22 protein-coding genes and 1 pseudogene are annotated in these 25006 nt (G+C 64.2%); 10 read left to right on the forward strand and 13 right to left on the reverse strand.

Annotated features, from left to right (window positions below; genetic code table 11):
• Positions 1-3: 3 nt before the first annotated feature.
• Positions 4-972: a 4-hydroxy-3-methylbut-2-enyl diphosphate reductase gene (gene ispH / locus IVB48_RS33540; protein WP_007597506.1), complete on the reverse strand. Its 969-nt coding sequence runs from the start codon at positions 970-972 to the stop codon at positions 4-6.
• Positions 973-1225: 253 nt separating this feature from the next.
• Here ispH and IVB48_RS33545 point away from each other — a divergent pair, with 253 nt between their 5' ends.
• Positions 1226-1921 (forward strand): cell cycle transcriptional regulator TrcR, encoded by a 696-nt coding sequence (locus tag IVB48_RS33545; RefSeq protein ID WP_027565675.1) that lies wholly within the window; start codon positions 1226-1228, stop codon positions 1919-1921.
• Positions 1922-2109: 188 nt separating this feature from the next.
• Here IVB48_RS33545 and IVB48_RS33550 read toward each other — a convergent pair whose 3' ends face one another.
• The 4 genes from IVB48_RS33550 to IVB48_RS33565 form a co-directional block, all read right to left on the reverse strand.
• Positions 2110-2370, reverse strand: coding sequence for a hypothetical protein (locus IVB48_RS33550; protein ID WP_007597509.1), 261 nt, complete (start codon positions 2368-2370; stop codon positions 2110-2112).
• A 169-nt stretch (positions 2371-2539) separates the two neighbouring features.
• Positions 2540-4462, reverse strand: coding sequence for a propionyl-CoA synthetase (locus IVB48_RS33555; protein ID WP_247406877.1), 1923 nt, complete (start codon positions 4460-4462; stop codon positions 2540-2542).
• A 144-nt stretch (positions 4463-4606) separates the two neighbouring features.
• Positions 4607-5992, reverse strand: a complete 1386-nt coding sequence (locus IVB48_RS33560) for a tetratricopeptide repeat protein (protein ID WP_247406879.1) — start codon at positions 5990-5992, stop codon at positions 4607-4609.
• Positions 5993-6138: 146 nt separating this feature from the next.
• Positions 6139-6897 (reverse strand): tetratricopeptide repeat protein, encoded by a 759-nt coding sequence (locus IVB48_RS33565; protein ID WP_247406882.1) that lies wholly within the window; start codon positions 6895-6897, stop codon positions 6139-6141.
• Positions 6898-7025: 128 nt separating this feature from the next.
• Between IVB48_RS33565 and IVB48_RS33570 the strand changes: the two genes are divergently transcribed.
• Positions 7026-8570: a sodium:proton antiporter gene (locus IVB48_RS33570; protein WP_247406886.1), complete on the forward strand. Its 1545-nt coding sequence runs from the start codon at positions 7026-7028 to the stop codon at positions 8568-8570.
• Positions 8571-8648: 78 nt separating this feature from the next.
• Complete coding sequence (locus tag IVB48_RS33575; protein ID WP_247406889.1) at positions 8649-9419, forward strand: hypothetical protein; 771 nt, start codon at positions 8649-8651, stop codon at positions 9417-9419.
• A 44-nt stretch (positions 9420-9463) separates the two neighbouring features.
• Here the strand turns inward: IVB48_RS33575 and IVB48_RS33580 are convergent, their stop codons facing one another.
• From IVB48_RS33580 to IVB48_RS33600, 5 genes are all read right to left on the reverse strand, one after another.
• Positions 9464-10270, reverse strand: coding sequence for a glucose 1-dehydrogenase (locus IVB48_RS33580; protein ID WP_247406892.1), 807 nt, complete (start codon positions 10268-10270; stop codon positions 9464-9466).
• Positions 10271-10326: 56 nt separating this feature from the next.
• Positions 10327-10704: a DUF1850 domain-containing protein gene (locus tag IVB48_RS33585; RefSeq protein WP_247357749.1), complete on the reverse strand. Its 378-nt coding sequence runs from the start codon at positions 10702-10704 to the stop codon at positions 10327-10329.
• Positions 10701-12809 carry a TRAP transporter permease gene (locus IVB48_RS33590; RefSeq protein WP_027565683.1) on the reverse strand — a complete coding sequence of 703 codons (2109 nt, stop codon included), beginning with the start codon at positions 12807-12809 and terminating at the stop codon, positions 10701-10703. The genes IVB48_RS33585 and IVB48_RS33590 overlap by 4 nt, the downstream gene beginning before the upstream one ends.
• Positions 12810-12966: 157 nt before the next feature.
• A complete protein-coding gene (locus IVB48_RS33595; protein WP_027565684.1) occupies positions 12967-13914 on the reverse strand; it encodes a TAXI family TRAP transporter solute-binding subunit in 948 nt (315 codons plus the stop codon).
• Positions 13915-14078: 164 nt separating this feature from the next.
• Positions 14079-14558 (reverse strand): hypothetical protein, encoded by a 480-nt coding sequence (locus IVB48_RS33600; protein ID WP_247357747.1) that lies wholly within the window; start codon positions 14556-14558, stop codon positions 14079-14081.
• A gap of 194 nt (positions 14559-14752) precedes the next feature.
• On the opposite strand from IVB48_RS33600, the gene IVB48_RS33605 reads away from it, so the two are divergent.
• Positions 14753-15055: a hypothetical protein gene (locus IVB48_RS33605; protein ID WP_247357746.1), complete on the forward strand. Its 303-nt coding sequence runs from the start codon at positions 14753-14755 to the stop codon at positions 15053-15055.
• A 150-nt stretch (positions 15056-15205) separates the two neighbouring features.
• Here the strand turns inward: IVB48_RS33605 and IVB48_RS33610 are convergent, their stop codons facing one another.
• Positions 15206-16420, reverse strand: coding sequence for a hypothetical protein (locus IVB48_RS33610; RefSeq protein ID WP_247406895.1), 1215 nt, complete (start codon positions 16418-16420; stop codon positions 15206-15208).
• 70 nt (positions 16421-16490) lie between these two features.
• A complete protein-coding gene (locus IVB48_RS33615) occupies positions 16491-17117 on the reverse strand; it encodes a CoA pyrophosphatase (RefSeq protein ID WP_247406898.1) in 627 nt (208 codons plus the stop codon).
• Between the two features lie 68 nt (positions 17118-17185).
• Here IVB48_RS33615 and IVB48_RS33620 point away from each other — a divergent pair, with 68 nt between their 5' ends.
• The 5 genes from IVB48_RS33620 to IVB48_RS33640 all read left to right on the forward strand — a co-directional run bounded on the left by IVB48_RS33620 (position 17186) and on the right by IVB48_RS33640 (position 23029).
• Positions 17186-17611 (forward strand): PaaI family thioesterase, encoded by a 426-nt coding sequence (locus IVB48_RS33620; RefSeq protein WP_027565689.1) that lies wholly within the window; start codon positions 17186-17188, stop codon positions 17609-17611.
• Positions 17612-17893: 282 nt separating this feature from the next.
• Positions 17894-18904 (forward strand): aldo/keto reductase, encoded by a 1011-nt coding sequence (locus IVB48_RS33625; protein ID WP_247406901.1) that lies wholly within the window; start codon positions 17894-17896, stop codon positions 18902-18904.
• A 13-nt stretch (positions 18905-18917) separates the two neighbouring features.
• Positions 18918-20231 (forward strand): tetratricopeptide repeat protein, encoded by a 1314-nt coding sequence (locus IVB48_RS33630; protein WP_247406903.1) that lies wholly within the window; start codon positions 18918-18920, stop codon positions 20229-20231.
• Positions 20232-20428: 197 nt separating this feature from the next.
• The gene (locus tag IVB48_RS33635) at positions 20429-21010 is read left to right on the forward strand and encodes a hypothetical protein (protein WP_247406906.1); all 582 of its coding nucleotides are present in this window, start codon (positions 20429-20431) and stop codon (positions 21008-21010) included.
• 360 nt (positions 21011-21370) lie between these two features.
• On the forward strand, positions 21371-23029 hold the full coding sequence (locus tag IVB48_RS33640) for a sensor histidine kinase (protein WP_247406910.1): 1659 nt from the start codon (positions 21371-21373) through the stop codon (positions 23027-23029).
• Between the two features lie 35 nt (positions 23030-23064).
• Here the strand turns inward: IVB48_RS33640 and IVB48_RS33645 are convergent.
• A pseudogene (locus tag IVB48_RS33645) lies at positions 23065-24444 on the reverse strand (oleate hydratase); the annotation flags it as partial.
• A 221-nt stretch (positions 24445-24665) separates the two neighbouring features.
• Here IVB48_RS33645 and IVB48_RS33650 point away from each other — a divergent pair.
• Positions 24666-24986, forward strand: a complete 321-nt coding sequence (locus IVB48_RS33650) for a hypothetical protein (RefSeq protein ID WP_247406915.1) — start codon at positions 24666-24668, stop codon at positions 24984-24986.
• Positions 24987-25006 lie beyond the last annotated feature (20 nt).

Consider the following 25006-nt stretch of genomic DNA (forward strand, 5'->3'; position numbering starts at 1 on the left):
GGTCTACTCGGCGGCGGCTTCGGGGCGCACCTGACGCGGCAGCGGGAAGAATTCGTTTTCTTCCGCGGCCGAGACCGTCTCCACATGCAGCGTGAAGCGCTCGGCGAACGCGTCCATGATCTCCTCGACGATCACTTCCGGGGCCGAGGCGCCCGCGGTGATGCCGAGGCTGGTGATGTTCTCGAACCGCTTCCAGTCGATTTCGGTCGCGCGCTGAGCCAGCACGGCGATCGGGCAGCCCTCGCGCTCGGCGACCTCACGCAGGCGCTGCGAGTTCGACGAGTTCGGCGCGCCGACCACGATCAGGGCATCCACCACCGGCGCCACCTTCTTCACCGCGAGCTGGCGGTTGGTGGTGGCGTAGCAGATGTCTTCCTTGTGCGGCCCGTTGATGTTCGGGAAGCGCTCCTTCAGCAGCGCCACGATCTCCGCGGTGTCGTCGATCGACAGCGTGGTCTGGGTCACGAAGGCGAGGTTGTTCGGGTCCTTCGGGGCGATGGTCTTCGCGTCCTCGGCGGTCTCGATCAGGGTCACGGCGCCGGTCGGGAGCTGGCCGAGCGTGCCCACCACCTCCGGATGATGGGAATGGCCGATCAGGAAGATCTCGCGGCCGCGCTTGAAATGGATTGCGGCCTCGCGGTGCACCTTGGTGACCAGCGGACAGGTCGCATCCAGCGAGAACAAATTGCGGGACGTGGCGTCGGCCGGAACCGATTTCGGCACGCCATGGGCCGAGAACACCACCGGCGCGGTGGTGTTTTCCGGGATCTCGGCGAGTTCCTCGACGAAGATCGCGCCCTTCTTCTTCAACCCATCGACGACGTATTTATTGTGCACAATCTCATGGCGAACATAGACGGGGGCACCGTATTTATCGAGCGCCCGTTCCACGGTGTCGATCGCCCGGACCACCCCGGCGCAGAAGCCACGGGGAGAACAAAGCACGATCTTGAGGTCTGGTTTGGCTGACATTGAGTGATCTCGGGACCGAATCACCTCGCCAGAGGGGCGGGAAGCGGTCGATGAATGAATAGGGCTTGGGTGCGGTCTTACAGCGACTTCAGAGGGAATTGGGCCCCCTTTCGGGCGCTGTCAAGGCACTATCTATAGCAGAACCATTGCGTGGCTACCCCCTCCGGGCTTATATAGCGCGAATTCCCAGTCATCGCTGATGACCACCGGTTTCGCCTCCAAAGGGGTGGGCGAAGCACAAAGGAGATTTGCCATGAGCAACGCACCTCTGATGCCCAAGGCGACCGCCGTCTGGCTGCTCGACAACACCGCGCTGACCTTCGATCAGGTCGCCGATTTCACCAAAATGCACCCCCTCGAGGTGCGCGCGATCGCCGACGGCGACGCCGCCCAGGGCATCAAGGGCATGGATCCCCTCTCCAACGGCCAGCTGACCCGCGAGGAGATCGAGAAGGGCGAGAACAACCCGGACTACCGGCTCCGCCTCCAGGAGAGCAAGGTGGTGCTGCCGCCGCAGCCCAAGCGCAAGGGCCCGCGCTACACCCCGGTCTCGCGCCGCCACGAACGCCCGAGCGCCATCCTCTGGCTGCTGCGCAACCATGCCGAGCTCAAGGACGCCCAGATCATGCGCCTGGTCGGCACGACCAAGAGCACGATCGCCAGCGTCCGTGATCGCACCCACTGGAACACCTCCCAGCTGACGCCGATTGATCCCGTCACCCTCGGCCTCTGCTCGCAGATCGAACTCGATTTCGAGGTCGCGCGCGCGGCCAAGGAAAAGCCGATCGACGCGGCCTATGGCGGCGCCACCCTGCTGCCGGCCTCCGAAACCACCAAGAAGGACGAGTACGAACCCGCGGAGAGGTCCAGCGACGATCTCAACGTCGATGCCGTGTTCGCCAAGCTGAAGACGCTCGGCGGCAAGAAGCAGGACCAGGAGGAGGAGTAATCCTTCGCCTTCGGTCGTCATCGAATGCAAGCGCGGCGGGGAAACCCGCCGCTTTTTTTTGTGTGACGCAAGAAGCTTCAGCAACCGCGTCATTGCGAACGCAGCGAAAAGCAATCCAGATTGTCTCGACGGAGAGATCCTGGATTGCTTCGCTGCGCTCGCAATGACGGATAAGTGGAAAGCAGCCTTTACGGCCGGTCCGGATGGTTCAGCATGTATTCGCCGAGGTCGCGCTGGCGTCGGTCGGCGCGGGTGGTCGCGGCGCTGCGCTGGACGTCGCGGTCCTTGCGGCAGGCCACGTATTCGGGCGAGCCGGCCGCATAGCCGCGGCTCTGGCAGACCGCATCGTCATCGTCGCCGCCCATTGCCACCGGCGTCTGGTAGCGCGCGGAGCAGGCGGAGAGAATGAGGCCCGCAAATGCAATCGCTAGAAACGGCTTCGAATTCATGGCAGGCCCTTCATCCTCAGGGTGAGGAGCCCGCGCAGCGGGCGTCTCGAACCATGCAGGCCAAGCTGCAGCAGCGGGGCCTTTCATCCTTCGAGACGCGCGCCAGGCGCGCTCCTCAGGATGAGGATTGAGCGGAAAAATGCGGCCTATTCAAGCCCCATTACAAACCTCACACCCGCCCCTTCAGCGCATCGCCGATCTCGTCCAGCACCTTGGGGTCCTCGATCGTCGCCGGCATGGTCCAGGCTTCACCATCTGCGATCTTCTTGATGGTGCCGCGCAAGATCTTTCCGGATCGCGTCTTGGGCAGGCGGCCGACGGTGATGGCGAGCTTGAACGCGGCAACGGGACCGAGCTTGTCGCGCACCAGCGCGACGATCTCCTTCTCGATCTCGGCCGGGGCCCGTTTCACACCCGCCTTGAGCACCAGGAAGCCGCAGGGTACCTCGCCCTTGATCGCGTCCTTGACGCCGAGCACGGCGCATTCGGCGACATCGGGATGCGAAGCCAGGATCTCTTCCATGCCGCCGGTGGAGAGCCGATGGCCGGCGACGTTGATGATGTCGTCGGTGCGACCCATGACGAAGATATAGCCGTCTTCGTCCTTATAGCCGGCATCCGACGTTTTGTAGTAGCCGGGGAATTCGGTGAGGTAGGCTTCCTTGAAACGTTCGTCCTGATTCCAGAGCGTCGGCAGGCAGCCCGGCGGCATCGGCAGCTTGATGACGATCGAGCCCATGGTGTTCGGGCCGACCGGCTTTGCCGCTTCGTCGACCACGTCGACCTGATAGCCCGGCATCGGCACCGTCGGCGAGCCGTGCTTCACCGGCAGCTGGCCTAAGCCGACCGGATTGCCGGCGATGCACCAGCCGGTTTCGGTCTGCCACCAATGGTCGATCACAGGCACTTTCAACTGCTGCTCCGCCCATTCCACCGTTGGCGGATCGGCGCGCTCGCCAGCCAGGAACAGCGTACGGAAGGTCGAGAGGTCGTATTGCCGGATGAATTTTCCTTCCGGATCTTCTTTCCGGATCGCGCGGAATGCGGTCGGCGCAGTGAAGAAGGCGACAGCTTTGTGCTCGCTGATCACGCGCCAGAATGCGCCGGCATCGGGCGTGCCGACCGGCTTGCCCTCATACATGATCGAGGTCGCGCCGTGCAGCAGCGGGCCGTAGACGATGTAGCTGTGGCCGACCACCCAGCCGATGTCGGAGCCGCACCACCAGACCTCGCCCGGCTTAACGCCATAAAGGTTGAACATGGACCATTTCACAGCGACGAGATGGCCGCCATTGTCGCGCACGACGCCCTTGGGAATGCCGGTCGTGCCTGACGTATAGAGGATGTAGAGCGGATCGGTGGCGGCGACGGGCACGCAAGGCGCCTGCTTGCCGTCGTTCATCGCCTTGCGGCGCAGGCCCGCCCAATCATAGTCGCGGCCGGGCGTGAGGGCGCAGACGAGCTGCGAACGTTGCAGCACGATGCAGGCCTTCGGCTTTGCGCCCGCAAGCCTGATCGCCTCGTCGAGCAGCGGCTTGTACTGCACGATCCGGCCGGGCTCGATGCCGCAGCTCGCCGACAGGATCAATTTTGGCTGCGCATCGTCGATGCGGGTGGCGAGCTCTTTCGCGGCAAAGCCGCCGAACACCACGGAGTGCACCGCGCCAATGCGCGCGCAGGCGAGCATCGCGACGACGGCCTCCGGGACCATCGGCATATAGAGGATGACGCGATCGCCCTTGGCGACACCAAAATCCTGCATGATGGCGGCGAGCGCCTGCACTTCGGCCAGCAGTTCCGCGTAGGTGAATTTGGTGACGTTATTTGCCAGCGGCGAATCATGGATCAGCGCGATCTGGTCGGCGCGGCCGCGTTCCACATGGCGGTCGAGCGCGTTGTAGCAGGTATTGACGACACCACCGCCGAACCAGCGACCGTAGACGCCCTGCGAGGGATCGAAGATCTTTTTCGGCGGCTCGATCCAGTCGATTTCCTTGGCCGCCTCGGCCCAAAAGCCCTCAGGGTCAGCCAGCGAGCGCGCATAAACCTCGTGATAGAGGCTCTTTCCGTCGACGTTCCCTCGGACGTTCATTCCCGCGCTCCCGTTCCCTTTATTCGCCTGGGCTTGACCTTGTGGCAGGACAAACGTCCCGCCATGACAGGGATCAAGTACCAGCCATGTTTGAGGGGTATTTTCCCGGGAACGGGCCGCGGTTCAAGCTGAAAAGAACAGTGCTCAGCTATCCATCGCATTGAGCCGCTGCAGCCGCTCCTGCATGACCTTCCTGAGATCATAGCCCGGGCGGCCGAAGCTGGTATTGCGGGTGGCGAGGAAGTCGCGTTGGGTGCGACGGAGCTCGCCGGCCGAGCGGGACCCGGCCGATTTCAGCACGCGCTCGTAGGTCTCGGCGATCTGGCGATCGAGCACGCCCAACTGCGGATCGGCACAAATCACCTTCTCGACCTCGCGCTTCGCAGTGGCACAATCGAACGACGGGCCATTGCCGGAATTCGCAGCGAGCGGCCGCAGCGGCTCGCCGCCGAATTTCGCGATCTCCGCGATCATGGCGCGGCGTCCGGCGGCGGCGTTGTCATTGCCGGGATCGAGCCGCAGCGCGGTCTCGTAGTCGGCCAGCGCCTTCCTGCGTTCGCCCATCTTCTTGTAGAGCACGGCGCGGTTATTGTAGGTCTGCGCGAAACTCGGATCGAGTTTCAGCGCGGCCTCGTAATCGCTCAGCGCCGCGCCAAGCTCGCCCTTGAGGTGGTAGGAATCGCCGCGGTTTGTGAAGAAATTCGGCCGCGGTGCCAGCCGCAGCGCCTGATCGTAATCGGCAATCGCCTTGTCGTACTCGCCCATCGCGGCCAGCGACAGCCCGCGATTGTCGTAATATTCGGGCACCTTCGGATCGAGCCTGATCGCCTCGCCATCGTCGGCAACCGCCTTGTCGAGCTGGCCGAGCTTCTTGTAGGCGGCGCCACGATTGGTGTAGCTGCGCGGCCGGTTCGGATCGAGGCGCAACGCCTCGCTGAGATCGCGGATCGCCTTCTCGTTGTCGCCGCCGAGATAATAGGCCACGCCGCGGTCGGACCAGGCCTGTGCATTGTCAGGCTTCAGCTTGATCGCCTGGTCGTAATCGGCAAGCGCGCGGTCGAGCCGGCGCTGGTTGGTGTAGACGACGCCGCGCAGCTCGTAAGACTCGGAATCCTGCGGATCGAGCTCGATGGCCTTGCTGAGATCCGCCGCGGCGCGGTTGAGATCGCCGCCGGCCTCGCGCAGGAGATCGCCGCGCAGGCGCCAGGCTTTTGCGTTCTTGCCATCGAGTGCGATGGCGCGGTCGATATCTCGCAGCGCCTGCGTGAGGCCGCCCGAGGTCCGCGCATTGGCGTCGGCGCGCACCAGCAACGCCGCGGCGCGATCGGAGGATGGAATTGAGGTCTGGTCAATGGTGGCGCTGCAGGCCGGGATCAGCTCAGCCGGAGCGGCCTTGCTCCCCATCACGCAATCGACGCCGGCCGAAGCAGGGGCGACGAGGACGACGCTCATTGCCGCGCTGAGCAGGAGCGAGAGAAACGAGATTTTTGCAAACGAGAGCATTTGCGCGGAAGGATGCGTGCCGCACATGGCATAGGGCTCCGGGACATCAGGCTTTCACCATTGTCGCGGCGGGGACGCGATGGGTTCAAAATTGAGCCAGTCAGGGGCGCACCAGCGCCCTTCTCACGAGAAGTCGTCATGCCCGGGCTTGAGGTTGCGGAGGCCCTAAAGCTTCAATACCCGTCCACCCCGTTGAGCCGCTGCAGCCGCTCCTGCATTGCCTTCTTCAAATCGTACCCCGGCCGGCCGAACCCGGCGTTGCGGCGGGCGATGAAATCGTCCTGCTCGCGCTGAAGCGCCTTCGCTTCGCCCGCCTTGCGGGCTTCGCGCAACACGCGCGCGCTGGCGGCAAAGACCTCACGGTCGAGATCGGCGAGCTCGCGGTTGGCGCAGATCGCCTTCTCGACGGGACGGCGCGCACCCTTGCAAATGAAGCTGGGCTTGCCCGCGACCGCCATCTGCGCGCCGATCCGCTCGATCTCGCGCGCCATCGCCTTGTGGTTGACCTTGGCCTTCTCGTGGTTCGGATCGATCTTCAATGCCGCGCCGAAATCCTGCACCGCCTTGGGCTTGTCACCCTTCCTCAGCCAGAGCTCGCCCCGCGCGTTGAAGATATCGGCGAGGCCGGAATCGAGCTCCAGGGCGCGGCTGTCGTCGGCGATCGCGCGATCGACCTGATCATGCCGGGCATACAGCGCGCCGCGCGCGATCAGCGCCTTGATCAGGTCCGCCTTCGCCGTCTTCTCGTTGTCGATCACGGCGGCGCAGGCCGTGACGGCCTTGTCGATATCGTCGGCTGCGGCGGCCGCGAGGCACGGCGCGATGTCGACCTGCGGGACCGCGGCCGGTTCGCCGCCGGTCGCGGCATGAGCCACGACGAACGAGAGCGCGAAGAGCACCGCGGCTCCGGCCCATTGAATGAGAAAACGCATGCTTGTCACAGTCGGAAAGTCTTGAGTTAAGGTCCGGGTTGAGGTCTTGCCTTGGGGCTGCACTATCAATCATACGGCCGGATTGGTGCTAGCTTGGGGCGCCGCTCAAATCGGTTTCGGGGATCAACGTGTCGACATTCGAATGGATCATCGTGCTTCTGCTCGGCGCCGTTGGATTATCGGCGCTGGCGCGGCGGATCAAGGTCCCCTACCCGACCTTTCTCGCGATCGGGGGTGCACTGATCGCCTTTGTGCCGTCGAGCCCGTCCTGGACGCTGGAGCCCGACCTGGCACTGGCTCTTTTTGTCGCACCGGTCCTGCTCGATGCCGCCTTCGACACCTCGCTGCGCGATCTCCGCAACAATTGGGTTCCAGTCGCCACCCTGGTCGTCGCCGCCGTCGGCCTGACCACGGCCAGCGTGGCCTACGTCGCGCACCGGCTGATGCCTGATATGCCCTGGGCCGCCGCGGTTGCGCTCGGCGCCATCGTGGCCCCGCCGGATGCGGCCGCCGCGGTTGCGATCCTGAGCCAGGTCAAGCTGCCTCATCGCATGGTGAAGGTCCTGGAAGGCGAGAGCCTGCTCAACGACGCGACCGCGCTCCTGATCTATCGCATCGCCGTCGGCACGGTTGCCACCGAGCATCTGGCATGGAGCCAGGTCGCGCCGACCATGGCGCTGGCGCTGGTCGGCAGCGTCGTCGCGGGCCTGGTCGCAGGCCGCATCATCCCGCTGTTCATGGAACGCGTGAAGGAAGCGCCGAGCGCGATCATCGTGCAGTTCGCCACCACCTTCATGGTCTGGATTGCCGCCGAGCATCTCGGTCTCTCCGGCATCCTCACCATCGTGGTCTACGGCATCACCATCGCGCGCACGGCGGGGGCACGCATGCCGGCGCGGCTGCGGGTGCCTTCCTATGCGGTGTGGGAGACTATGGTGTTCGTGCTCAACGTGCTCGCCTTCATGCTGATCGGCATGCAGATGCGGCCGATCTGGACGCGGCTCGACGCAGACGTGCGCTGGGAATATTGCGTGGCCGCGGCCTGGATCCTGCTCACCGTGGTCCTGGTGCGCCTGGCCTGGATCACATTCTACCGCACGACGCTGCGCGCGCTGATCGCGCACGGGATCTATCACCCCAAGGATCCGAAGCAGGTCGCCTCGCCCAAGGGCGGCCTCATCATCTCCTGGTGCGGTATGCGCGGCCTCGTCACGCTCGCCACCGCCTTTGCCTTGCCGGAAAACTTTCCGCATCGTGACTTCATCGTCTTCTCGGCGTTTGCCGTCGTGCTCGGCACGCTGGTCGTTCAGGGCCTGACGCTGCGGCCGCTGATCCTGGCGTTCGGCCTCAAAGATGACGATCCCGTCGGCATCGAGGTCGCGCGCGCCCGGGCCGTCGCCTATCGCGCGGCGCTCGACGCGATCGAGGACGATCCATCCGAGGAGGCTGAAATCCTGCGACTCGAATATCGCGCCATCCTGATGCAGGCGGACGACGATCCCCATGGCGGCATCACCAACGGCGAACTGCCCGCCGATCCGCTGCGCCGCCGAGGTATCGCGGCCGCGCGCAAATCGATCTTCGACCTTCGCGCCAGGGAAGTGATCGGCGACGATGCGTTCCATCGGATCGAGGAAGAGCTCGATCGCGCAGAATTGAGCGCAGGGGGTTAAATCCCAATCCCCCAACAAGAGCCCTGCACAGGTGGCTAGGGGCTTGAACCAAACGCCGCCTCTCCAGACTCATCCCTCATGACGACCCTGATCGACGACCGTCGTGTGCGCGCGCGAGATGCGTCGCCCGCACGATATTTCTATCTCCAAATGGCACTGGCCTGCGCGGCCACCGCCTTTCTCGGCTTCGCACCGACCTATTTTGTGCCGCTCGCCAACCGGACACTGTCCGCAAGCCCCGTCATTCATTTCCACGGTCTGTTGTTCTTCACCTGGTCTCTCTATTTCGTGATCCAGACCTGGCTCGCCGCCTCAGGTCGCGTGGTCAATCACCGCGCGCTCGGCATCGCCGGCGTTTCGCTCGCGACCGCGATGACGATCTTCGGCTTCCTCGCCTCCGTCCATGTAATGCAGCATTCCGCGGCGCTCGGACAGAAAGAGGCCGGTATCGCCTTCGCGATCGTGCCGATGAGCGGGATCGCGTTCTTCGCGGGAGTATTCGTGCTCGCGATCATGAACACGCGAAAGCCGGAGATTCACAAACGCCTGATGCTGCTCGCCGCGGTCTCCATCCTCGATGCCGCGATCGCGCGCTGGTTTCTCACCTTCCTCGCGCCTCCGGGACCGCCCGGGCCGCCGCCGGTGCCCGTCACCATCGCGCCGGCCGTGGTCGCCTCGCTGCTGCTCGTCGTCGCCATGGTACGCGACTGGCGCACCGAAGGCCGGGTGCATCCGGTCTACATCACCGGCACGCTCGCGATGTTGGCGGTGAAGGTCCTGAATTGGCCGGTCAGCGAGACCGCGGCGTGGCATTCGTTTGCCGGCGGGATCCTGGCGCTGGCGCAATAAGTTCAGCCGTCGTCCTGGCGAAGGCCAGGGCGGCGAGCAAGGAGCTACGCCCCCGCCTTGCACGTGATCCCGCCGTCCACCACGAGCTCGATCCCCGTCACATATTTCGCTTCGTCCGAGGCCAGGAACAGCGCGGCGTTGGCGACGTCGAAGGCGTCGCCCATGTGGCCCATCGGCACTTGCGCATCGCGCGCGCGCCACATCGCCTCGACGTCGCCCTTGGCATAGCTGTTCGCAAGACCTGCGGAATGTTCCACCATTGGCGTCTTCATCAGGCCGGGCAGGATCGCGTTGACGCGGACATGGTGGTGCGCAAACTCGATCGCGGTGGTGCGGGTCATCTGGTTCATCGCCGCTTTCGAAGTGCCGTAAGTGACGTAGGAGATACCCATGTGGCGGATCGAGGCGATCGAGGAGATGTTGATGATGGAGCCGCCACCCTGTTTCACCATCACGGGGATGACGTGCTTCATGGCGAAATAGGCACTCTTGAGGTTGACGCTGAAGACGCGGTCCCAGCTCTCCTCGGTCACTTCGACCACGCTGCCCATCTCGGCGATGCCGACATTGTTGTCGAGGACGTCGATGCGGCCGTAGGCCTTCAGGCACGCCGCGACCATCGCCTCAACCTCGCGCGCACGCGAGACGTCGGCCGTAAACGCGCTCGCCTTGCCGCCTTCGTCCGTGATGATCTTCGCGGTCTCCTCGGCAGCTGCGCCGTTGCGATCGACGCAAAACACCTGCGCGCCCTCGCGCGCAAAGGTGACCGCGGTGGCCTTGCCGTTGCCCCAACCCGGCCCGATCGAGCCGGCGCCCACGACCATCGCAACCTTGCCCTTGAGCCGATCCATCGCGTTTCTCCCCTATTCTTGTTTTTGTAGCCCGGATTACGCTTCGCTCCATCCGGCTACGGATCTTTGCAGACGCTCATCTTCGTGACGTTAGCACCAATGGGATGGCCGACAATCTCGGACAACGTCCGGCACTTGCCGTCATGGCATAGCCGCCATTCACCAGCCGCGCCGGAATTGCCCAGCACGACCTCCGGCATCGGCGCGCGCGCAGGCTTCCATTGAAACCAGCCGTCGACGAGGCGCGCCTCGGGCGGCGGCTCCATGCCGGGGCCGGTGCCCTTCACGCGTGCCTGCGTCAGTTCGAGCCCGGCGGGGGTGACGCGCCAGTCTTCCTGCCAGTCGACCTTCGCGATCGAATGCGTCCACACCAGCGTGAACGCGGACAGCGCCAGCGCCTTCACGCCTGAGGCTGTGACGAAGCAGAGGCTCACACCGCCTCGACCGGCGCCGGCGGACGCCGACGCCACTGCCACAGCACGATGGCCGCTGCGAGCAGGAAGCCCGCGGTGTCGCTGAACGGGAAGTCCCCGAGCAGGCAGAGCGCAGCACCGAGCGCGACCAGACGTTCGAGGAACGTCAGGCGCGTGAACAAAAAGCCGATCGCGACCATGCCGAACAGCGCGATCGCCACCATCGCCTTGAGAGTCGCCAATGCCACCGCGCCGTAGAAGCCGAGCTTGGCCGCCATGGGATCGCCGCCCTGCAGCATCAGCGCCGGCGAATAGACGAATATGAAGGGGATGACGTAGCCGGCGAGCGCGATGCGCATCGCCTCCCAGCCGATCTTGTCCGGATTCTCCTTCGCGATCGGTGCTGCGGCTAACGCCGCCAGCGCCACCGGCGGCGAGAGGTCTGCCATGATGCCGTAATAGAACGCGAACATGTGGCTCGCGATCAGGGGCACGCCAAGCTTGGCCAGCGCGGGCGCCGCGAGCGCTGCCGTGATGATGTAGGTCGGAATGGTCGGGATGCCGGTGCCGAGCAGGATCGACAGCAGCATGGTCATGATCAGCGCCAGGAACAGGCTCTTCTCGCCGAGGCCGATCACCCAGCCGCCGAAGATGGTGCCGACGCCGGTCTGCGACATCATGCCGATGATGACGCCGACAATGGCGCAAGCCATGCCGACGGTGATGGCGGATTTCGCACTTTCAGCCAGCGCATCGCGGCAGGCGCGCAGGGCGGAAAATCCACCGCGCACGAACGCAGTGACCACGATCAGCGCGACGACGACGCAGGCGACCGGCACGATCTGAAGGCCGTCGCGCGAGAGCGCGGCGACGACGAGCGCGAGCCCGATCCAGAAGATATAGCGGATCGCCATCGAAGGGGCGCCCGTCGTGATGGCGGTGCCAAGGATCAGGGCCACCGTCAGCGCAAGGCCCATGCTGCCGGCATAAAGCGGCGTAAAGCCTTCGAACAGCATGTAGACCAGCGCCGCGAGCGGCAGCACGAGATACCAGCGCGTCACCAGCGCCTTCCAGGCGCTTGGAATCTCCGAGCGCTTCATGCCGGTGAGCCCGTGCTTGCCGGCTTCCAGATGCACCATCCAGAAGGCGGAGGCGAAATAGAGCATCGCGGGAATCGCGGCGGCTTTCACGATCTCCGAATATTGGACGCCGAGCGTCTCCGCCATGATGAAGGCAACCGCGCCCATGACCGGCGGCATGATCTGTCCGCCCATCGAGGCTGTCGCCTCGACGCCGGCCGCGAACGCGCGGCGATAGCCGAACCTGATCATCAGCGGAATCGTGAACTGGCCGACGGTGACGACGTTGGCGACGCCGGAGCCGGAGATCGTGCCCATCATTCCCGAGGCGAACACCGCGACCTTGGCCGGGCCGCCGCGGGTCCTGCCGAATAATCCAAGGGAAACGTCGGTGAAGAGCTGGATCATGCCGGCGCGCTCCAGGAACGAGCCGAACAAGATGAACAGGAAGATGTAGGTCGCCGAGACGTAGATCGGCACGCCGTAGAAGCCCTCGGTGCCGAACGACAGATGCGTGACGATCTGGTCGAAATCATAGCCGCGATGGTTGAGCGGCGACGGCAGATACTGGCCGAAAAACCAGTAGACGAGACAGGCGCCGCACATCAGCGGGAGCGCCGCGCCCATGAGCCGCCGCGTGCCTTCGAAGATCAGGACGGCGAGCAGCGTGCCGACCACGAGATCGAGGCGCGTCGGATCGCCGTCACGTGCGATCAGATCCGCATAGAAGATCCATTGATAGAGCCCGCACAGAAAGCCCGCGCCGCCGATCAGCCAGCCGATCGCGCGGCCGACATCGCTTTTGGCAGTGAAATTGCCGATCAGGCCGAAGGTGAGGAGGATGAGGAAGCCGACATGGACGCCGCGCACCACCTGGCTCGGCAGATAGTTGAAGGCCGCGACATAAAGCTGGAAGGTCGCGAAGGCGATGCCGATCCAGTACGCGAGCGTGCCCCACCAGCCCGGGCCAAAACCTTCCGGAAAACCGTGCTCGAAATTGTCGAACTCGACCTTGATGGGCGCTTCGCTGCCCTCTGCCTGCAACATCGATATGACCCCAACCGTCCAGCGCTTATAACATTGCACGACGCCTCCAGACCGTCATGGCCGGGCTTGTCCCGGGCATCCACGGACTTTCTCGCCTGCTCCTAGAACGTGGATGGCCGGGACAAGCCCGGCCATGACGCCCGATAACGAAAGCTGATTACTTGATCAGCCCTTTTTCCTTGTAATAGCGGATCGCGCCGGGGTGCAGCGGAACCGGGCTGCCGCTGGCGGCCGTCTCGAGCTTGATCTCCTTGCCGGCCGCATGCGCGTTGGCGAGCTCGGGCAGCGACTCGTAGACCAGTTTTGTCATCTGGTAGGCGAGATCGTCCGACACGGCCGAGCTGGTGACGAGGTAGTTGACCACGGCGGCGGTCGGCACGTCCTTGTCCTGCCCGGTGTAGGTGTTGGCGGGAATGGTCGCCGCGATGAAGGGAAGGCCGATCTTGTCGACGGTCTCCTTCGGCACCGACACCACCGTGATCGGGCTCGAGGTCGACAGATCCTTCAGGGAGGCCACGCCGAGGCCGGCCGATTGCAGCGTCGCGCCGAGCTGGCGGTTCTTCATGAGATCGACGGATTCGGCAAACGGCAGATACTCCACCTTGCCGAGATCCTTGTAGCTCATGCCGGCCGCTGCCAGGATCGCGCGCGAATTGAGCTCCGTGCCCGATTTCGGCGCGCCGACCGACAGGCTCTTGCCCTTGAGGTCCGCCAGCGTCTTGATGCCGCTCTCGGCGGTCGCGACGATCTGGATGTAGTTCGGATAGATCGCGCCGATGGTCCTGAGCTTGTCGAGCTTGGACTTGAAGCCCGCCTCCTCGTCACCGTCCCAGGCCGCTTTCAGCGAGTCGCCCAGCGTGAACGCGATCTCGCCGCGGCCCTGCTGGAGCAGGATCAGATTCTCGACTGACGCCTTGGTGGCCTGCACCTGCGTCTTCACGTTCGGAATCTTGTCGCCGTAGATCTTCCCGATCGCGACCCCGAGCGGATAGTAGACGCCGGAGGTGCCGCCGGTCAGCACGTTGATGAAGGATTGCGCCTGCGCGCAAGGCGCGGAGGCCGCCAGCGCAAGAGCCGCGGCCACGCCGAAAATCGTCCGTTTCATGATCTTTCCACTCCCCAAACCGGCCGGGAAGTTGGCCGGATGAGGGGTGCGGGTCAACCCATCCAAAAGTCAAAACAGGACTGCGGTAAATGGCTGTCCTGCCTCGATTTTTGGGGAACTCGGCGGGTGCGGCGAGGTGGCGCAGCCAAGTCTGGACAGCCCCCTCACTGGAAGGTCATGTCCAGGCATTTGGAGATGTCGGAGCCGAGGCCCGAGGAGATGATGATGCAGCCGCGCACCTTCTGCGCGCTGACGTCGGCAGCCCAGACCGAGTAGCCGCCGGGGCCGAAGAATGAATTGGTGTTCGGAGGCTCGGTCTCGGTGGCGTCGAAATCGTAATGGCCATCGGTCTCGAAGATGCGCGGCTTCTTGGTGCAGGCGCCGTCGGTCTGGACGTTGATGACTTCCTTGTTGTCGCGGGTCAGCGCCAGCGAGACCTGGCAACGGAAATATTCCGAGGTCTTGGTGTTGAAGAGATAAGTGTAGGACTTGCAGGTCGCGGTGTTCAGCTTGCCCGGGGCCAAGCCGCGGCTGCACGAAATCCGCTGGTTGTGGCTGAGCTGGTAATCATCGGCCCGGGCGGCCGGCGTGAGCGCCGTCAGCAACAGGCCGGCGGCCCAGCAAGCTTTAATGACGAGGTTCATTCGAATCATCCCCTACCCAATGTTTTTGTCGAATTGCGTTCTAGACGGAAAGCGGAACATAGTCGCGCAGGGACGAAGGGAAAATCACAAACTGCTGGGCAAGACGTGATGCGCTGCGGCGCTTTCGCAAATTGACCCGGATGCATCGTTCGTGATTTGTTCAAGCCGGGCGCCTCGATGGGGAGGATAGGGTGATGGCAATTTCAACAAAGATCTTTTTGGTGACGACCGTGCTCGGCGCGTTTGCTGCGCCCGCATTGGCGCAGACCGCTGCGACACCTTGGGAGCTCAAGCCCGACACCGGCTACGCCTATGACAAGGACGGCAAGACCTTTTCCTACAAGATGGGCACCAGCAATGCCGGTGAACTTCTGAAGGGCGCCAAGAAGGTACCGAAAGGCACGCTGTTCTTCATCGGCCACAACGGCCAGCTCTACATGCGCAGCGGCCCGTATCTGGAAGGCGACGGCAAGTTCAAGTTCGGGTCGGATCAGTAGGGACGGGACGGCGGGCGACAGCGCCGCCACACTCGGTGTCATCGTCCGCGAAGGCGGACGATCCAGTATTCCAGAGGCGGTTGTGCTTAAACCGAAACGCCTCGGCGTACTGGATGCCCCGCCTGCGCGTGGCATGACAGCTACCGCCGCCTAAAACGCCCCCGCCAGCTCCCGCGCGCCGGCGTTGTTGCTGTTGCTGTCCATCCTTGTGTCCGTCACCGCCAGCAGCTTCGCCACCGTGTTGTGGCGGATCGCGACCGGGTTGCGCTCGTAGCCGCCGCGCTGGAAGAAGTTCGAGGTCGGCACCTGCTCGCGCATCGCCTGCGGCATCGTCACCATGTCGAGGCCGGTGCCGTCGCCGGTGAGGTTCATCATCTCGAGCTCGGCCGCGCTGAGCGGGCGGCTATAGCCCTTGGCGCGCGCGAACAGCACCGACGTCAGCAGCTTGTGGGTCTGCAGCATCGGCCCGATATCGATGTCGAGCACCATGGCATGCATGGCCCAGCCCTGCGCGGTGTTGCCGATCTTCTCGTGCTCCGACCAAGTGTCGGGCACCGATTTGGCGTGCGCCACCATTTTCTTGAGAACGGTGAGCTTGTGCTCGAGCGACTGGCGCGCCGGGCCCGAGGTCCGCGCGACCTTATCGGAGAGCGCGCGGATGAACTCATGGCCTTGCTCGGCCAGCAGCTCGACGCTGTTGGTCGTCAGCAGCTGGTTGTAGCCCATCGCGGTCGAAATGGCGCGCTTGCCGCCATGCTCGATTCCCGCCTGCACGTCATAACTGCCGGTGCCGCCGGTCTCGAACGCAAAGACCCGCACCGCCTGCTCGCGCGTCAGCCCCGAGGCCAGCGCGTAGCGTGCATAGACGCGCTTGAATTCGACTTCGTTGGACGGCCGCTGCGGCGTGAACTGGTAGAGTTCCTGCGCCGCGCGCAGCAGATCGGCGACCACGGGGATCGGCTTTTTCGTCGGGCGGTCCGGGGTTTCCTCCGGCTCCGGATTCACTGGCCGTTTCGGCCCGTTATAAAGCGGCGGATGCTCCAGCACGTAATCGTCGAGCGTGATCTGCTGCCCGCTGCGCCGCTTGGCGTTGCGACCTTTCCGCTTCTCGGAGATCTGGCTCCAATAGGCGCCGGCTTCCTCGTCGAAGGCCGCACGCGCCGCCTGATACTCCTGCAGCTTGCGGCGATATTCCAGCACGGCGGGCGACGCACCGCCTTGCGCGAAAAATTGCGACAACAGCTGGGCTTTGGCATTGCGGACGGCCGGCGGCAGCGCGTCGGATTCGCCACCGCGCGCGGCAGGCGCGAGCAGGACGAGCGCGAGTGGAACCAGTCTCACGGCATTTCGAATCGATTGATGCATGCTGCCCTCTTAGCAGGCATCCGGTAACCGTCACGTTAACACGTCGTTTACCTCGTTTTCGCCCCTCGCGTCACTTCCAGGCGAATACCGGCTGTTCCAGCTCGGTGACGCGGGTGTGCCGCCCCGCCAGCACCTCGCGGAACTGGTAGATCAGGGCCGCCGTCGGTGCGTGGATCAGGCTCGAGTGATGATGAAAGCGGATCACACGGCGCGTGCTCTCGGGGATCGCGACGAAATCGAAAGCGTCGGAGCGCTCGACCGTCGCAAGCGCGATGCGATGGACGGAGGCGACCTCGTCCGGGTTTGGTTTGATCGCGGCACTATCGGCGGCCCAGACCACGACTGGCGTGATCAGATAGCCCGAGCGGGTCGGATAATCATCGAGCGTGCCGAGCACCTCCGCGCTGGTGAGGTGGAGGCCTAGCTCCTCGTCGAGTTCGCGCAGCGCCGCGTCGACCGGCGTCTCGCCGGCATCGCAGCGTCCACCGGGCAAGGCCCATTGACCGCGATGGGCGCGCAGATGCGATGCGCGCAGCGTGAGCAGCAACGCCGTCTCATCGCTCTCGCTGGCCGCAGTCAGCGCAACTGCCACCGCGGCGCGCTTCAACGCCGCCGGCGCTTCGTCCTCTGGCAGCCGCGTGAAGGCCGCGCAGGCGGCCGCGATATTCCGCCGTGTGGCATCGTCGAACGGTCTCATGATGCTTGACTACACCACGTCCGGCCCCGATGAAATGAAATCGCACGACCCGCTCAGGAATGGACGACATGACCAATAAGACAGCCGCACGGCTGAAGGCAGAAGGCTGGACCATTCTGGAGACCACGGGCTTCATGCATCTGATCGGCCCGCTGTGGGAGCGCAAGATCGACGGCCAATACGAATTCGCACTCGCGACCGAGGACAAGCACCACAATCGCCGCGGCATGGTCCAGGGCGGCGTGATGATGACGTTCGCGGACCGTACCTGCGGCATGACCGCCCGCTACGTCTCCGGCAAGGAGTTCATGGCGACGGTGCAGCTCGACACCCATTTCGTCGAAGCTGGCCAGATCGGCGACATCCTGATCTCCCGCCCGCGCGTGGTGCGCGCGACGCGCAGCCTGATCTTCATGAGCACCGAGGTGACGGTGGACGATCGTTGCGTGGTGATGGCAAATGGTGTGTTCAAGATTTTGAAGGGGCCGGGGTAGGAGCGATACCCACCGCTGTCATTCCCCGCGCAGGCGGGGAATCCAGTACGCCGCGGCTTCTCGATTAAACTACAGCCCTCTCGGAATACTGGATCGCCCGGTCAAGCCGGGCGATGACAGCTGAGAGCGTAGCAAGCATCTCCGCCAACGTCGTCATTGCGAGCGCAGCGAAGCAATCCAGACTGCCGCCGCAGACGCATCTCTGGACTGCTTCGCTGCGCTCGCAATGACGGAGTGAGACGGTTATGCTGTCGCCCGAAGCAGCAGCTAAGGACGCGCCCCATGCAATACCGCCAACTCGGCCGCAGCGGCCTCAAAGTGTCGCCGATCTGCTTGGGCACGATGATGTTCGGCGGGCCGACCGATGAAGCCACCTCAAAGCGGATCATCGCGAAGGCGCACGAGGCCGGCATCAACTTCATCGACACCGCGGACGCCTATTCGAAGGGCGCATCCGAAGAGGTCGTGGGACGCGCCATCGGCAACAACCGTCACGCCTGGGTGCTCGCGACGAAACTTGCGAACCCCATGGGCGAGGATCCCAACCGTGTCGGCCTGTCCCGCCGCTGGGTGTTGCAAGCGGCGGATGAGAGCCTGAAGCGGCTCGGCACCGACCACATCGACATCTATTATCTGCACAAGGAAGACCATTCTACGCCCCTGGAGGAGACGGTGCGCGCGATGGGCGACCTGATCCGCGCCGGCAAGGTGCGCTATTTCGGCGTCTCGAACTACCGCGCCTGGCGCGTCGCCGAAATCTGCAACATCTGCGACCGGCTCGGCATCGACCGTCCCGCTGTGAGCCAACCCTATTACAACGCCATGAATCGCATGCCCGAAGTCGAGCACTTCCCGGCCTGCTCCTATTACGGCCTCGGCATCGTGCCCTACAGCCCGCTGGCGCGCGGCGTGCTGACCGGCAAATACAAGCCCGACGCGGCTCCCGACAAGGAGACCCGCGCAGGCCGCAACGATACGCGCATGATGCAGACCGAATGGCGGCCGGAATCGCTCCAGCTGGCGCAGGAGATCAAGGCCCACGCCGAGAAAAAGGGCATCACCGCAGGCCAGTTTGCGGTCGCCTGGGTGCTGAACTCCGCTTTTGTCTCCTCGATCGTTGCCGGTCCGCGCACCGAGGAGCAATGGGAAGGCTACACCGGCGCGCTCGACTATCGCTTCACTGCCGAGGACGAGGCGCTGATCGACAGACTGGTCGTGCCGGGTCATCCCTCGACGCCGGGCTACAACGACCCGGCCTATCCGATCGAAGGACGCCGCGCGCGGACGGCCTGAGCTGGAGACAGGAATGGCCCTCGAAGATCGCTACGGCTTGCCGCTCTCCACCGCTTCGCCAGAGGCGGCATCCGCTTATCGCGAGGGCGTCGACCTCATGCTCGCGGGCTGGACCGGCACGGCGGAAACGCTGGAGCGCGCGATTGCGCTCGATCCGGATTTTGCGCTCCCCCATATCGCCCGGGCCCGCGTGCATGGCTTCTATCAGCAAGGCGATCTGGCTCGGCAGAAGGCGGCGCTCGCGCGCGAGCTCGTGGCGAAACGCGGCACGGAACGCGAGCGCTCGCATGTCGAGACGCTGGCGCTCGCAATCGAGGGCCGGCTGCCCGAGGCGATCGCGGCGACGATGACGCACGTCGAGGCGTGGCCGCGCGACGCATTGGTGCTGTCGCTGCCGCTCGGCGCGTTCGGCCTGTACGCGTTCTCCGGCATGGCCGATCACGACCGCGCGCGGCAGGAGCTGTGCGAGCGCGTCGCGCATCACTATGGCGAGGATTGGTGGTTCCTCACTATGTACGGCTGGGCGATGACCGAGAACGGCAATGTCGGTCGCGGCCGCGGCGTCACCGAGCGCGGCTTCGACCTGCGCCGGCAGAATGCCCATGCCGCGCACGCCGTGCTGCATGCGATGTTCGAGGACGGTTCGATCGAAGCGGCCGACCGGCTCGTCGACGACTGGATCCCCTCTTACCATCGCGCCGGAATCTTGCACGGCCACATCCGCTGGCATCAGGCGCTCGGCGCGCTGGAGCATGGCGATGCCGCGCGGGCGCTCGCGATCTATGCCGACGTGCTGCAGCCAAACGCCACGCAGGCGCCACCGCTCAATCTCGTCACCGACGCTGCGTCACTGCTCTGGCGCCTGTCGGCTTACGGCCACGCCGTGCCGAGAGCGCTCTGGCTCGAAGCCGACGCCGCCGCGCAAAAACTGTTTCCGAAATCGAGCCTGCCCTTCGCCGATATCCACATGGCGCTGTTCGCGGCTGCGACGCAAAATCGCGAGGCGCTCGCCACACGTCTTGCCGCGATCGAGCAAAGGCTCGCCGATGGCAAGCTTCCGGCCGGTCCCGTGGTGCCCGCGGTCTGCCGCGCACTGGCGGCCTTTGCCAACGAGGACTACGCGGCATGCGTGCAAACGCTCACGCCGATTCTCGGTGAGGTCGTGCGTCTCGGCGGCAGCCACGCCCAGCGCGAGTTGATCGAGGACACTTTTGTCGTTGCCCTGATGCGCAGCGGCGACCTGCCCCGCGCCCGCGCACTGCTCGACGCCCGCCTGCACCGCCGCCCGTCCCTGCGCGATACGCGCTGGCAGGCGGCGATGGGATAGCCCCGCCACGAAAAAAACATCGGCCGAGCGGCAAGTGCCGGCCGGGAATGGGTTGGGCGAGCTGGGCGAATCGCCGTTGGGGTGGCGCGGTGGTATTTCAGACGGACTTGGCTGAGCAAACGGGATCGCAACCAATTTGCGGTTCGCTGGTTGTCGGACGGAACTTTTCCGTGGTTCCCTGGCATGTGAGCCTTCCGATGCGCCTCTGCCGATCCATCCTCGCTGTCGCCCTCGTCGTCCTCTTGGCAAGCCCTTGTTTTGCCGAGTCTTCCGCGCCGATTCCCGTCAACAATCCACCCGGGCAGCAGACCGCCTTTATCGACTTGCTGGCGCTGATGTCCGGCCACTGCAAGACGTTGAAGGTCGCCGGCCGCACCTTCGCCTGCAAGACGGTGGCCTACGCCCACGGCGACAGGGGCCGGGTCAATTTCACGGTCGCGGTCGACGATCCCGCCGACGAGAATCACGTCGTGTCGTTCTCCGGCGAGAACGGCAAGCGCGCCGACGACAACTCCTATGAGCTGCCGATCGACCGCATGCTGCTCAACTCCAAGGACCGTCCCAAGGTCGACGGCCTGCCGGTGCCGGCCGAGCAGACCTCCACCGGCCTCTGCCGCCAGACCGGCAATTTCGCCGCCAAGAAGGTGACTGACGTCACCTGCTCTGCCACCGACAGCGAAGGCCGTCGCTACGAACTGCTGTTCGTCTCCGACGGCACGCCCGTGAGCGTGCGTCGTATCAGGCAGTCGGCGCCGTCGATCCAGGATCCGTTCAAATAGCGGTCCTTCTTCGCTCTGCATGCGGGGCCAGGTGAACCGCCGCCTGCGCGGCACAGCCGGATCAAATCCTTTCGTTGAAACTTCGGAACCGGCAGGTATGCTCGGATGCGTCCTCACCGAGGAGGCGCCCGTTGCAAACACAGGCCAGGCACAGAGTCAGCAATGAGGATGGTCATCGCGATCAAACGGCTCCTGATCGCCTGCCTGTTCGCAATCCTGGCACATGAATGCCCTGCAGCCGACAGTCCGGGGCAGCGCTCTATCCTGGTGCTGGAAGACGCCGACTTTCGTTCGCCATTCTATTCGGAGATTTTCGCCGGTATCCGCACGGCTGCGAAGGAAAATGGGCAAATCCACACCGTGATCTACGGCGAAAGCCTCGATCTCGCCCGTTTCCCGGGACCGGACTACGAGGAGAGCCTGGTCGGTCATCTCAAGACCAAATACGCACATCGGCCGATCGACATCATCGTCTCGATCGGCGTCGCGTCGGCGAAATTCCTTCAGGCGCGCAAGCACGACATCTGGCCCGCCGCCCCCGTGGTTTACGGCTTCGTGCCCGATCTGCCCGAGACGCGCGCGCTGTTCCTGCCCGGCACGACCGCCATCTTTGCCAAGGTGTCTCCGGCGCAGATACTGACTGCGGCACGCGCGGTCGTTCCCGACTTGACTGGCGTCGTCCTCGTTGGCGATGCATGGAAAAATCCGCTGATATATGGCCACTGGAAACAGGAATTCGCGACCACGATGCCGGGTCTCGAAATCATCGATCTGTCCGGCATGGTGCTGCGGGAGGTGCGCGAACGGGTCGGCTCCTTGCCCCCTCGTTCTGCGATTCTGACCTCGGCGATGTATTCCGACGGCGAAGGCACCCACTATTTGCCGGCCGCGGCGCTTGCGCGCGTCGCCGAGCGCGCGAACCGCCCGATCATTATCACCTCCGACACATTTCTCGGGCGAACCGGGGTTGGCGGCTTCCTGCTGCTGCCCGAAACCATCGGACAGGAAGCCGGCCAGTTGGCAATGCGGATTCTCGGCGGCGAATCGCCGTCGAACATCCCGCCCGTTGCCGGGGATAACGTGAAGCCGATCTTCGACTGGCGACAGCTCAAGCTCTGGAATGTGGACGAAGCCCATCTGCCTCCCGGAAGCGAGGTGCGTTTCCGAGAACCGAGCTTCTGGGAGCAGTACTACTGGCGTGTCATGATCAGCGCCGGCGTGGTGCTGGTGCAGGCGATGATGATCGGCATCCTCCTGCGCGAGCGCAGGCTGCGATTCCAAGCGGAGGTCGAGGCACGCCAACGCATGTCGGAGCTAGCCCACATGAATCGCCTTGCGACCGCGGGCGAGATGTCCGCCACGATCGCGCATGAGCTGAGCCAGCCGCTCGCCGCCATTCTGATCAATGCTGAGACCGCCGAGCAGGTGTTGCAGACACCGGCACCTGACCTCGGCGTGATCAGCGAGATACTGGGTGACATTCGCCGAGACGATAAGCGCGCTAACGAGATCGTCGTTCAGGTGCGCTCATTTTTGAAGAGGGCCCGCACAGAGCGGATCGAGCTCGACCTCAACGCGACGGTCAGCGATGTGTTTAGGTTCCTTTCCATTCAGGCCCTGACCTACGACGTTGCGCTCGCGACGGATCGATCGTCCTTGGATATTCGCGTAACTGCCGACAAAGTGCAGCTCCAGCAGGCTATTCTGAACCTGGTCATGAATGCCATCGAAGCGGTGGCCGATCTGCCGGAGGATCGGCGACGCATCGTCGGTCGAACCAGCCTTGCGAACAATCAGGCCATGATCTCGATCGCAGATGCCGGCGACGGCATCTGCACAGAAAAGGTAACCGAAATCTTCAAGCCGTTTTTCACAACCAAGACGCAGGGAATGGGCATCGGCCTCTCGATCACTCGCACGATCATCGAGGCACATGGCGGGCGCATCTGGGCCGAGAACGCGCCGACGGGAGGCGCCGTCTTTCATATCAGCCTGCCGCTGGCTGTGGCACGGTCGTAAGTCGAGGCCCTCTGCCGTTCAAGTCGCTCCGCCCGTCACGTGAACGCCTTTTCCAGCGTCGCGAAGATCACCGCAAGCGATTTGTCGTGCCGCGTCACCGGCGGCACCGGGCGATCGATCTTCATCAGCTGATAGACCGCCATCTGCGCCGCGCGCACCGAATATTCGACGGTGAACACGACGTCATCGGGGATTTCGACGAACTGGCTGACGAAGGCGAGATTGACGGAATTCCTGGGCACCGGCAGCGGCCGGTCGTCAGCGGTGCGCGGCATGAACATGCTGGTGATGTAGGGCATGCGACAGGGAACGCAGATCGCATCCTCGAACACGGCAGGGTCGAAATTCAGGTGACCGCAAAGCTCCTTCAGGATGTCGGCGCCGCCGCAATCGGACATCGGCTTGGCCACGAAATTGCCGACGCGGTCGGGATGCAGTGCATAGCCCCAGAACACCTGCACGTTGTTCGGCTGTCCGGCGAAATGCGGCTGATGATACAGCACCACCGACATCAGCCAATTGGAGTCCCTGAACGTGACGAGACCGCCGGTGCCGGCCTTGTTGCCGGAGAACGCCTCCATCTTGTCGAAGAAGCGCGGATCGCGGCAGGTGACAGTGAATGACTGCCAATAGGATTCCGGGATCGACGCGTTGAACGCGGACGGCTTGCCGAATTCTGGACGGCCCTTCGCGATTTTCTCCCACAGGGCCCAACCCCGGCTGTCGGACTTGGTCAGGCGCGGAGCCGGCTCGGTCATCGAGCCCAGGCTCGAGGCGTCCGTCATCGAGCCGTTCTGAAAGAACACGAGATCGCCGTCCTCGAGCTGGACATTGGCGGTGCGGCCGTCGCGGTCGAGTACGAGCTGGCGCACCCGCAAGCGTCCGTCCTCGCTCTCGATCGCCATGTCGGTGACGGCGGTGCCGCGCACGAATTGCACGCCCTGCCCTTTAAGCCAGCCGGCAAGCGGCCGCACGATCGCGTCATACTGGTTGTAGACGGTGCGCTTGACGCCGGCGAGAGTCTCGATGCGCGGGAATTCGTTCATGAAGCGATGCAGATAGCGTTTCAGCTCGACCGCGCTGTGCCAGGGTTGGAAGGCGAAAGTGGTCTGCCACATGTACCAGAAATTGGACTCGAAAAATTTGGGCGACAGCCAGTCGGTGATGCGGCTGTTGCCGAGCGTCTCCTCCGAGGCCTCCGTGAGCCGCAGCAACTCGAGCCGGTCACGCCCGGAAAACCCCATACGCGAGACGTCGAGCTTGAAGCGGTTGCGATCGACCAGCCGCGCCTGCGAATGCGCGGGGTTCTCGGTGTTGAACGCGACGGTTTCCTCGCGCACGCTGAGGCCGGGACGTTCGAGCGAGGGAATGCTCGACAGCAGGTCCCAGGTGCATTCGTAGTGATCGGTCGTGAGCCGGTCTCGTTTCCGCAGCTCGCCGACAAGCTCAGCGCGCAATGCCAGCATTAGAAACGGCAGGTTGCGATCGACGTTGGTGATGCGACAATAAATCTCACGAGACGCACGCAGCCGCGCGAATCGGGCGCCGAGGAAACTGCGTCGTTTCGACGCCCGCACTGGCCGGAACGCGCCGGCTGACCATGTGTTGTCACACGACATTCAACTGGAGTGATGACATGAAGTATCTCTTTGTCGCGATGGCCGTCGGTGCTGCGGCGCTTGCCGGCGGATCGGCGGCGAACGCGGCCAATCATTCAACCGCGAAACAGAACGCGCCAGCCGCCCAATCAACCGACATCAGCGCGCAGCACAGGCACCACCATCACGGCCATCGCCATCACTGGCGTCCTCACCACCATCACGGATTTCATCGTCCGCACTACCGGAGCTACGGCTATTATCCGCGGCACCACGGATATTACGGCGGCGGACCGTACGGATATTATGGCGGCGGCGGTCCCAGCGTGACGTTCGGCTTCGGCGGCAGTCGCTGGTAAGACGGCTGCTGGTAAGACGA

Origin of the sequence: Bradyrhizobium sp. 76, assembly GCF_023073025.1 — a bacterium.
Taxonomy (GTDB): Bacteria; Pseudomonadota; Alphaproteobacteria; order Rhizobiales; family Xanthobacteraceae; genus Bradyrhizobium.

Coding starts and splice junctions, on each gene's coding strand:
- ispH (WP_007597506.1), bottom strand. CDS start 972: ATGTCAGCCAAACCAGACCTCAAGATCGTGCTTTGTTCTCCCCGTGGC.
- IVB48_RS33545 (WP_027565675.1), top strand. CDS start 1,226: ATGAGCAACGCACCTCTGATGCCCAAGGCGACCGCCGTCTGGCTGCTC.
- IVB48_RS33550 (WP_007597509.1), bottom strand. CDS start 2,370: ATGAATTCGAAGCCGTTTCTAGCGATTGCATTTGCGGGCCTCATTCTC.
- IVB48_RS33555 (WP_247406877.1), bottom strand. CDS start 4,462: ATGAACGTCCGAGGGAACGTCGACGGAAAGAGCCTCTATCACGAGGTT.
- IVB48_RS33560 (WP_247406879.1), bottom strand. CDS start 5,992: ATGTGCGGCACGCATCCTTCCGCGCAAATGCTCTCGTTTGCAAAAATC.
- IVB48_RS33565 (WP_247406882.1), bottom strand. CDS start 6,897: ATGCGTTTTCTCATTCAATGGGCCGGAGCCGCGGTGCTCTTCGCGCTC.
- IVB48_RS33575 (WP_247406889.1), top strand. CDS start 8,649: ATGACGACCCTGATCGACGACCGTCGTGTGCGCGCGCGAGATGCGTCG.
- IVB48_RS33580 (WP_247406892.1), bottom strand. CDS start 10,270: ATGGATCGGCTCAAGGGCAAGGTTGCGATGGTCGTGGGCGCCGGCTCG.
- IVB48_RS33590 (WP_027565683.1), bottom strand. CDS start 12,809: ATGTTGCAGGCAGAGGGCAGCGAAGCGCCCATCAAGGTCGAGTTCGAC.
- IVB48_RS33595 (WP_027565684.1), bottom strand. CDS start 13,914: ATGAAACGGACGATTTTCGGCGTGGCCGCGGCTCTTGCGCTGGCGGCC.
- IVB48_RS33600 (WP_247357747.1), bottom strand. CDS start 14,558: ATGAACCTCGTCATTAAAGCTTGCTGGGCCGCCGGCCTGTTGCTGACG.
- IVB48_RS33605 (WP_247357746.1), top strand. CDS start 14,753: ATGGCAATTTCAACAAAGATCTTTTTGGTGACGACCGTGCTCGGCGCG.
- IVB48_RS33610 (WP_247406895.1), bottom strand. CDS start 16,420: ATGCATCAATCGATTCGAAATGCCGTGAGACTGGTTCCACTCGCGCTC.
- IVB48_RS33615 (WP_247406898.1), bottom strand. CDS start 17,117: ATGAGACCGTTCGACGATGCCACACGGCGGAATATCGCGGCCGCCTGC.
- IVB48_RS33620 (WP_027565689.1), top strand. CDS start 17,186: ATGACCAATAAGACAGCCGCACGGCTGAAGGCAGAAGGCTGGACCATT.
- IVB48_RS33625 (WP_247406901.1), top strand. CDS start 17,894: ATGCAATACCGCCAACTCGGCCGCAGCGGCCTCAAAGTGTCGCCGATC.
- IVB48_RS33630 (WP_247406903.1), top strand. CDS start 18,918: ATGGCCCTCGAAGATCGCTACGGCTTGCCGCTCTCCACCGCTTCGCCA.
- IVB48_RS33635 (WP_247406906.1), top strand. CDS start 20,429: ATGCGCCTCTGCCGATCCATCCTCGCTGTCGCCCTCGTCGTCCTCTTG.
- IVB48_RS33650 (WP_247406915.1), top strand. CDS start 24,666: ATGAAGTATCTCTTTGTCGCGATGGCCGTCGGTGCTGCGGCGCTTGCC.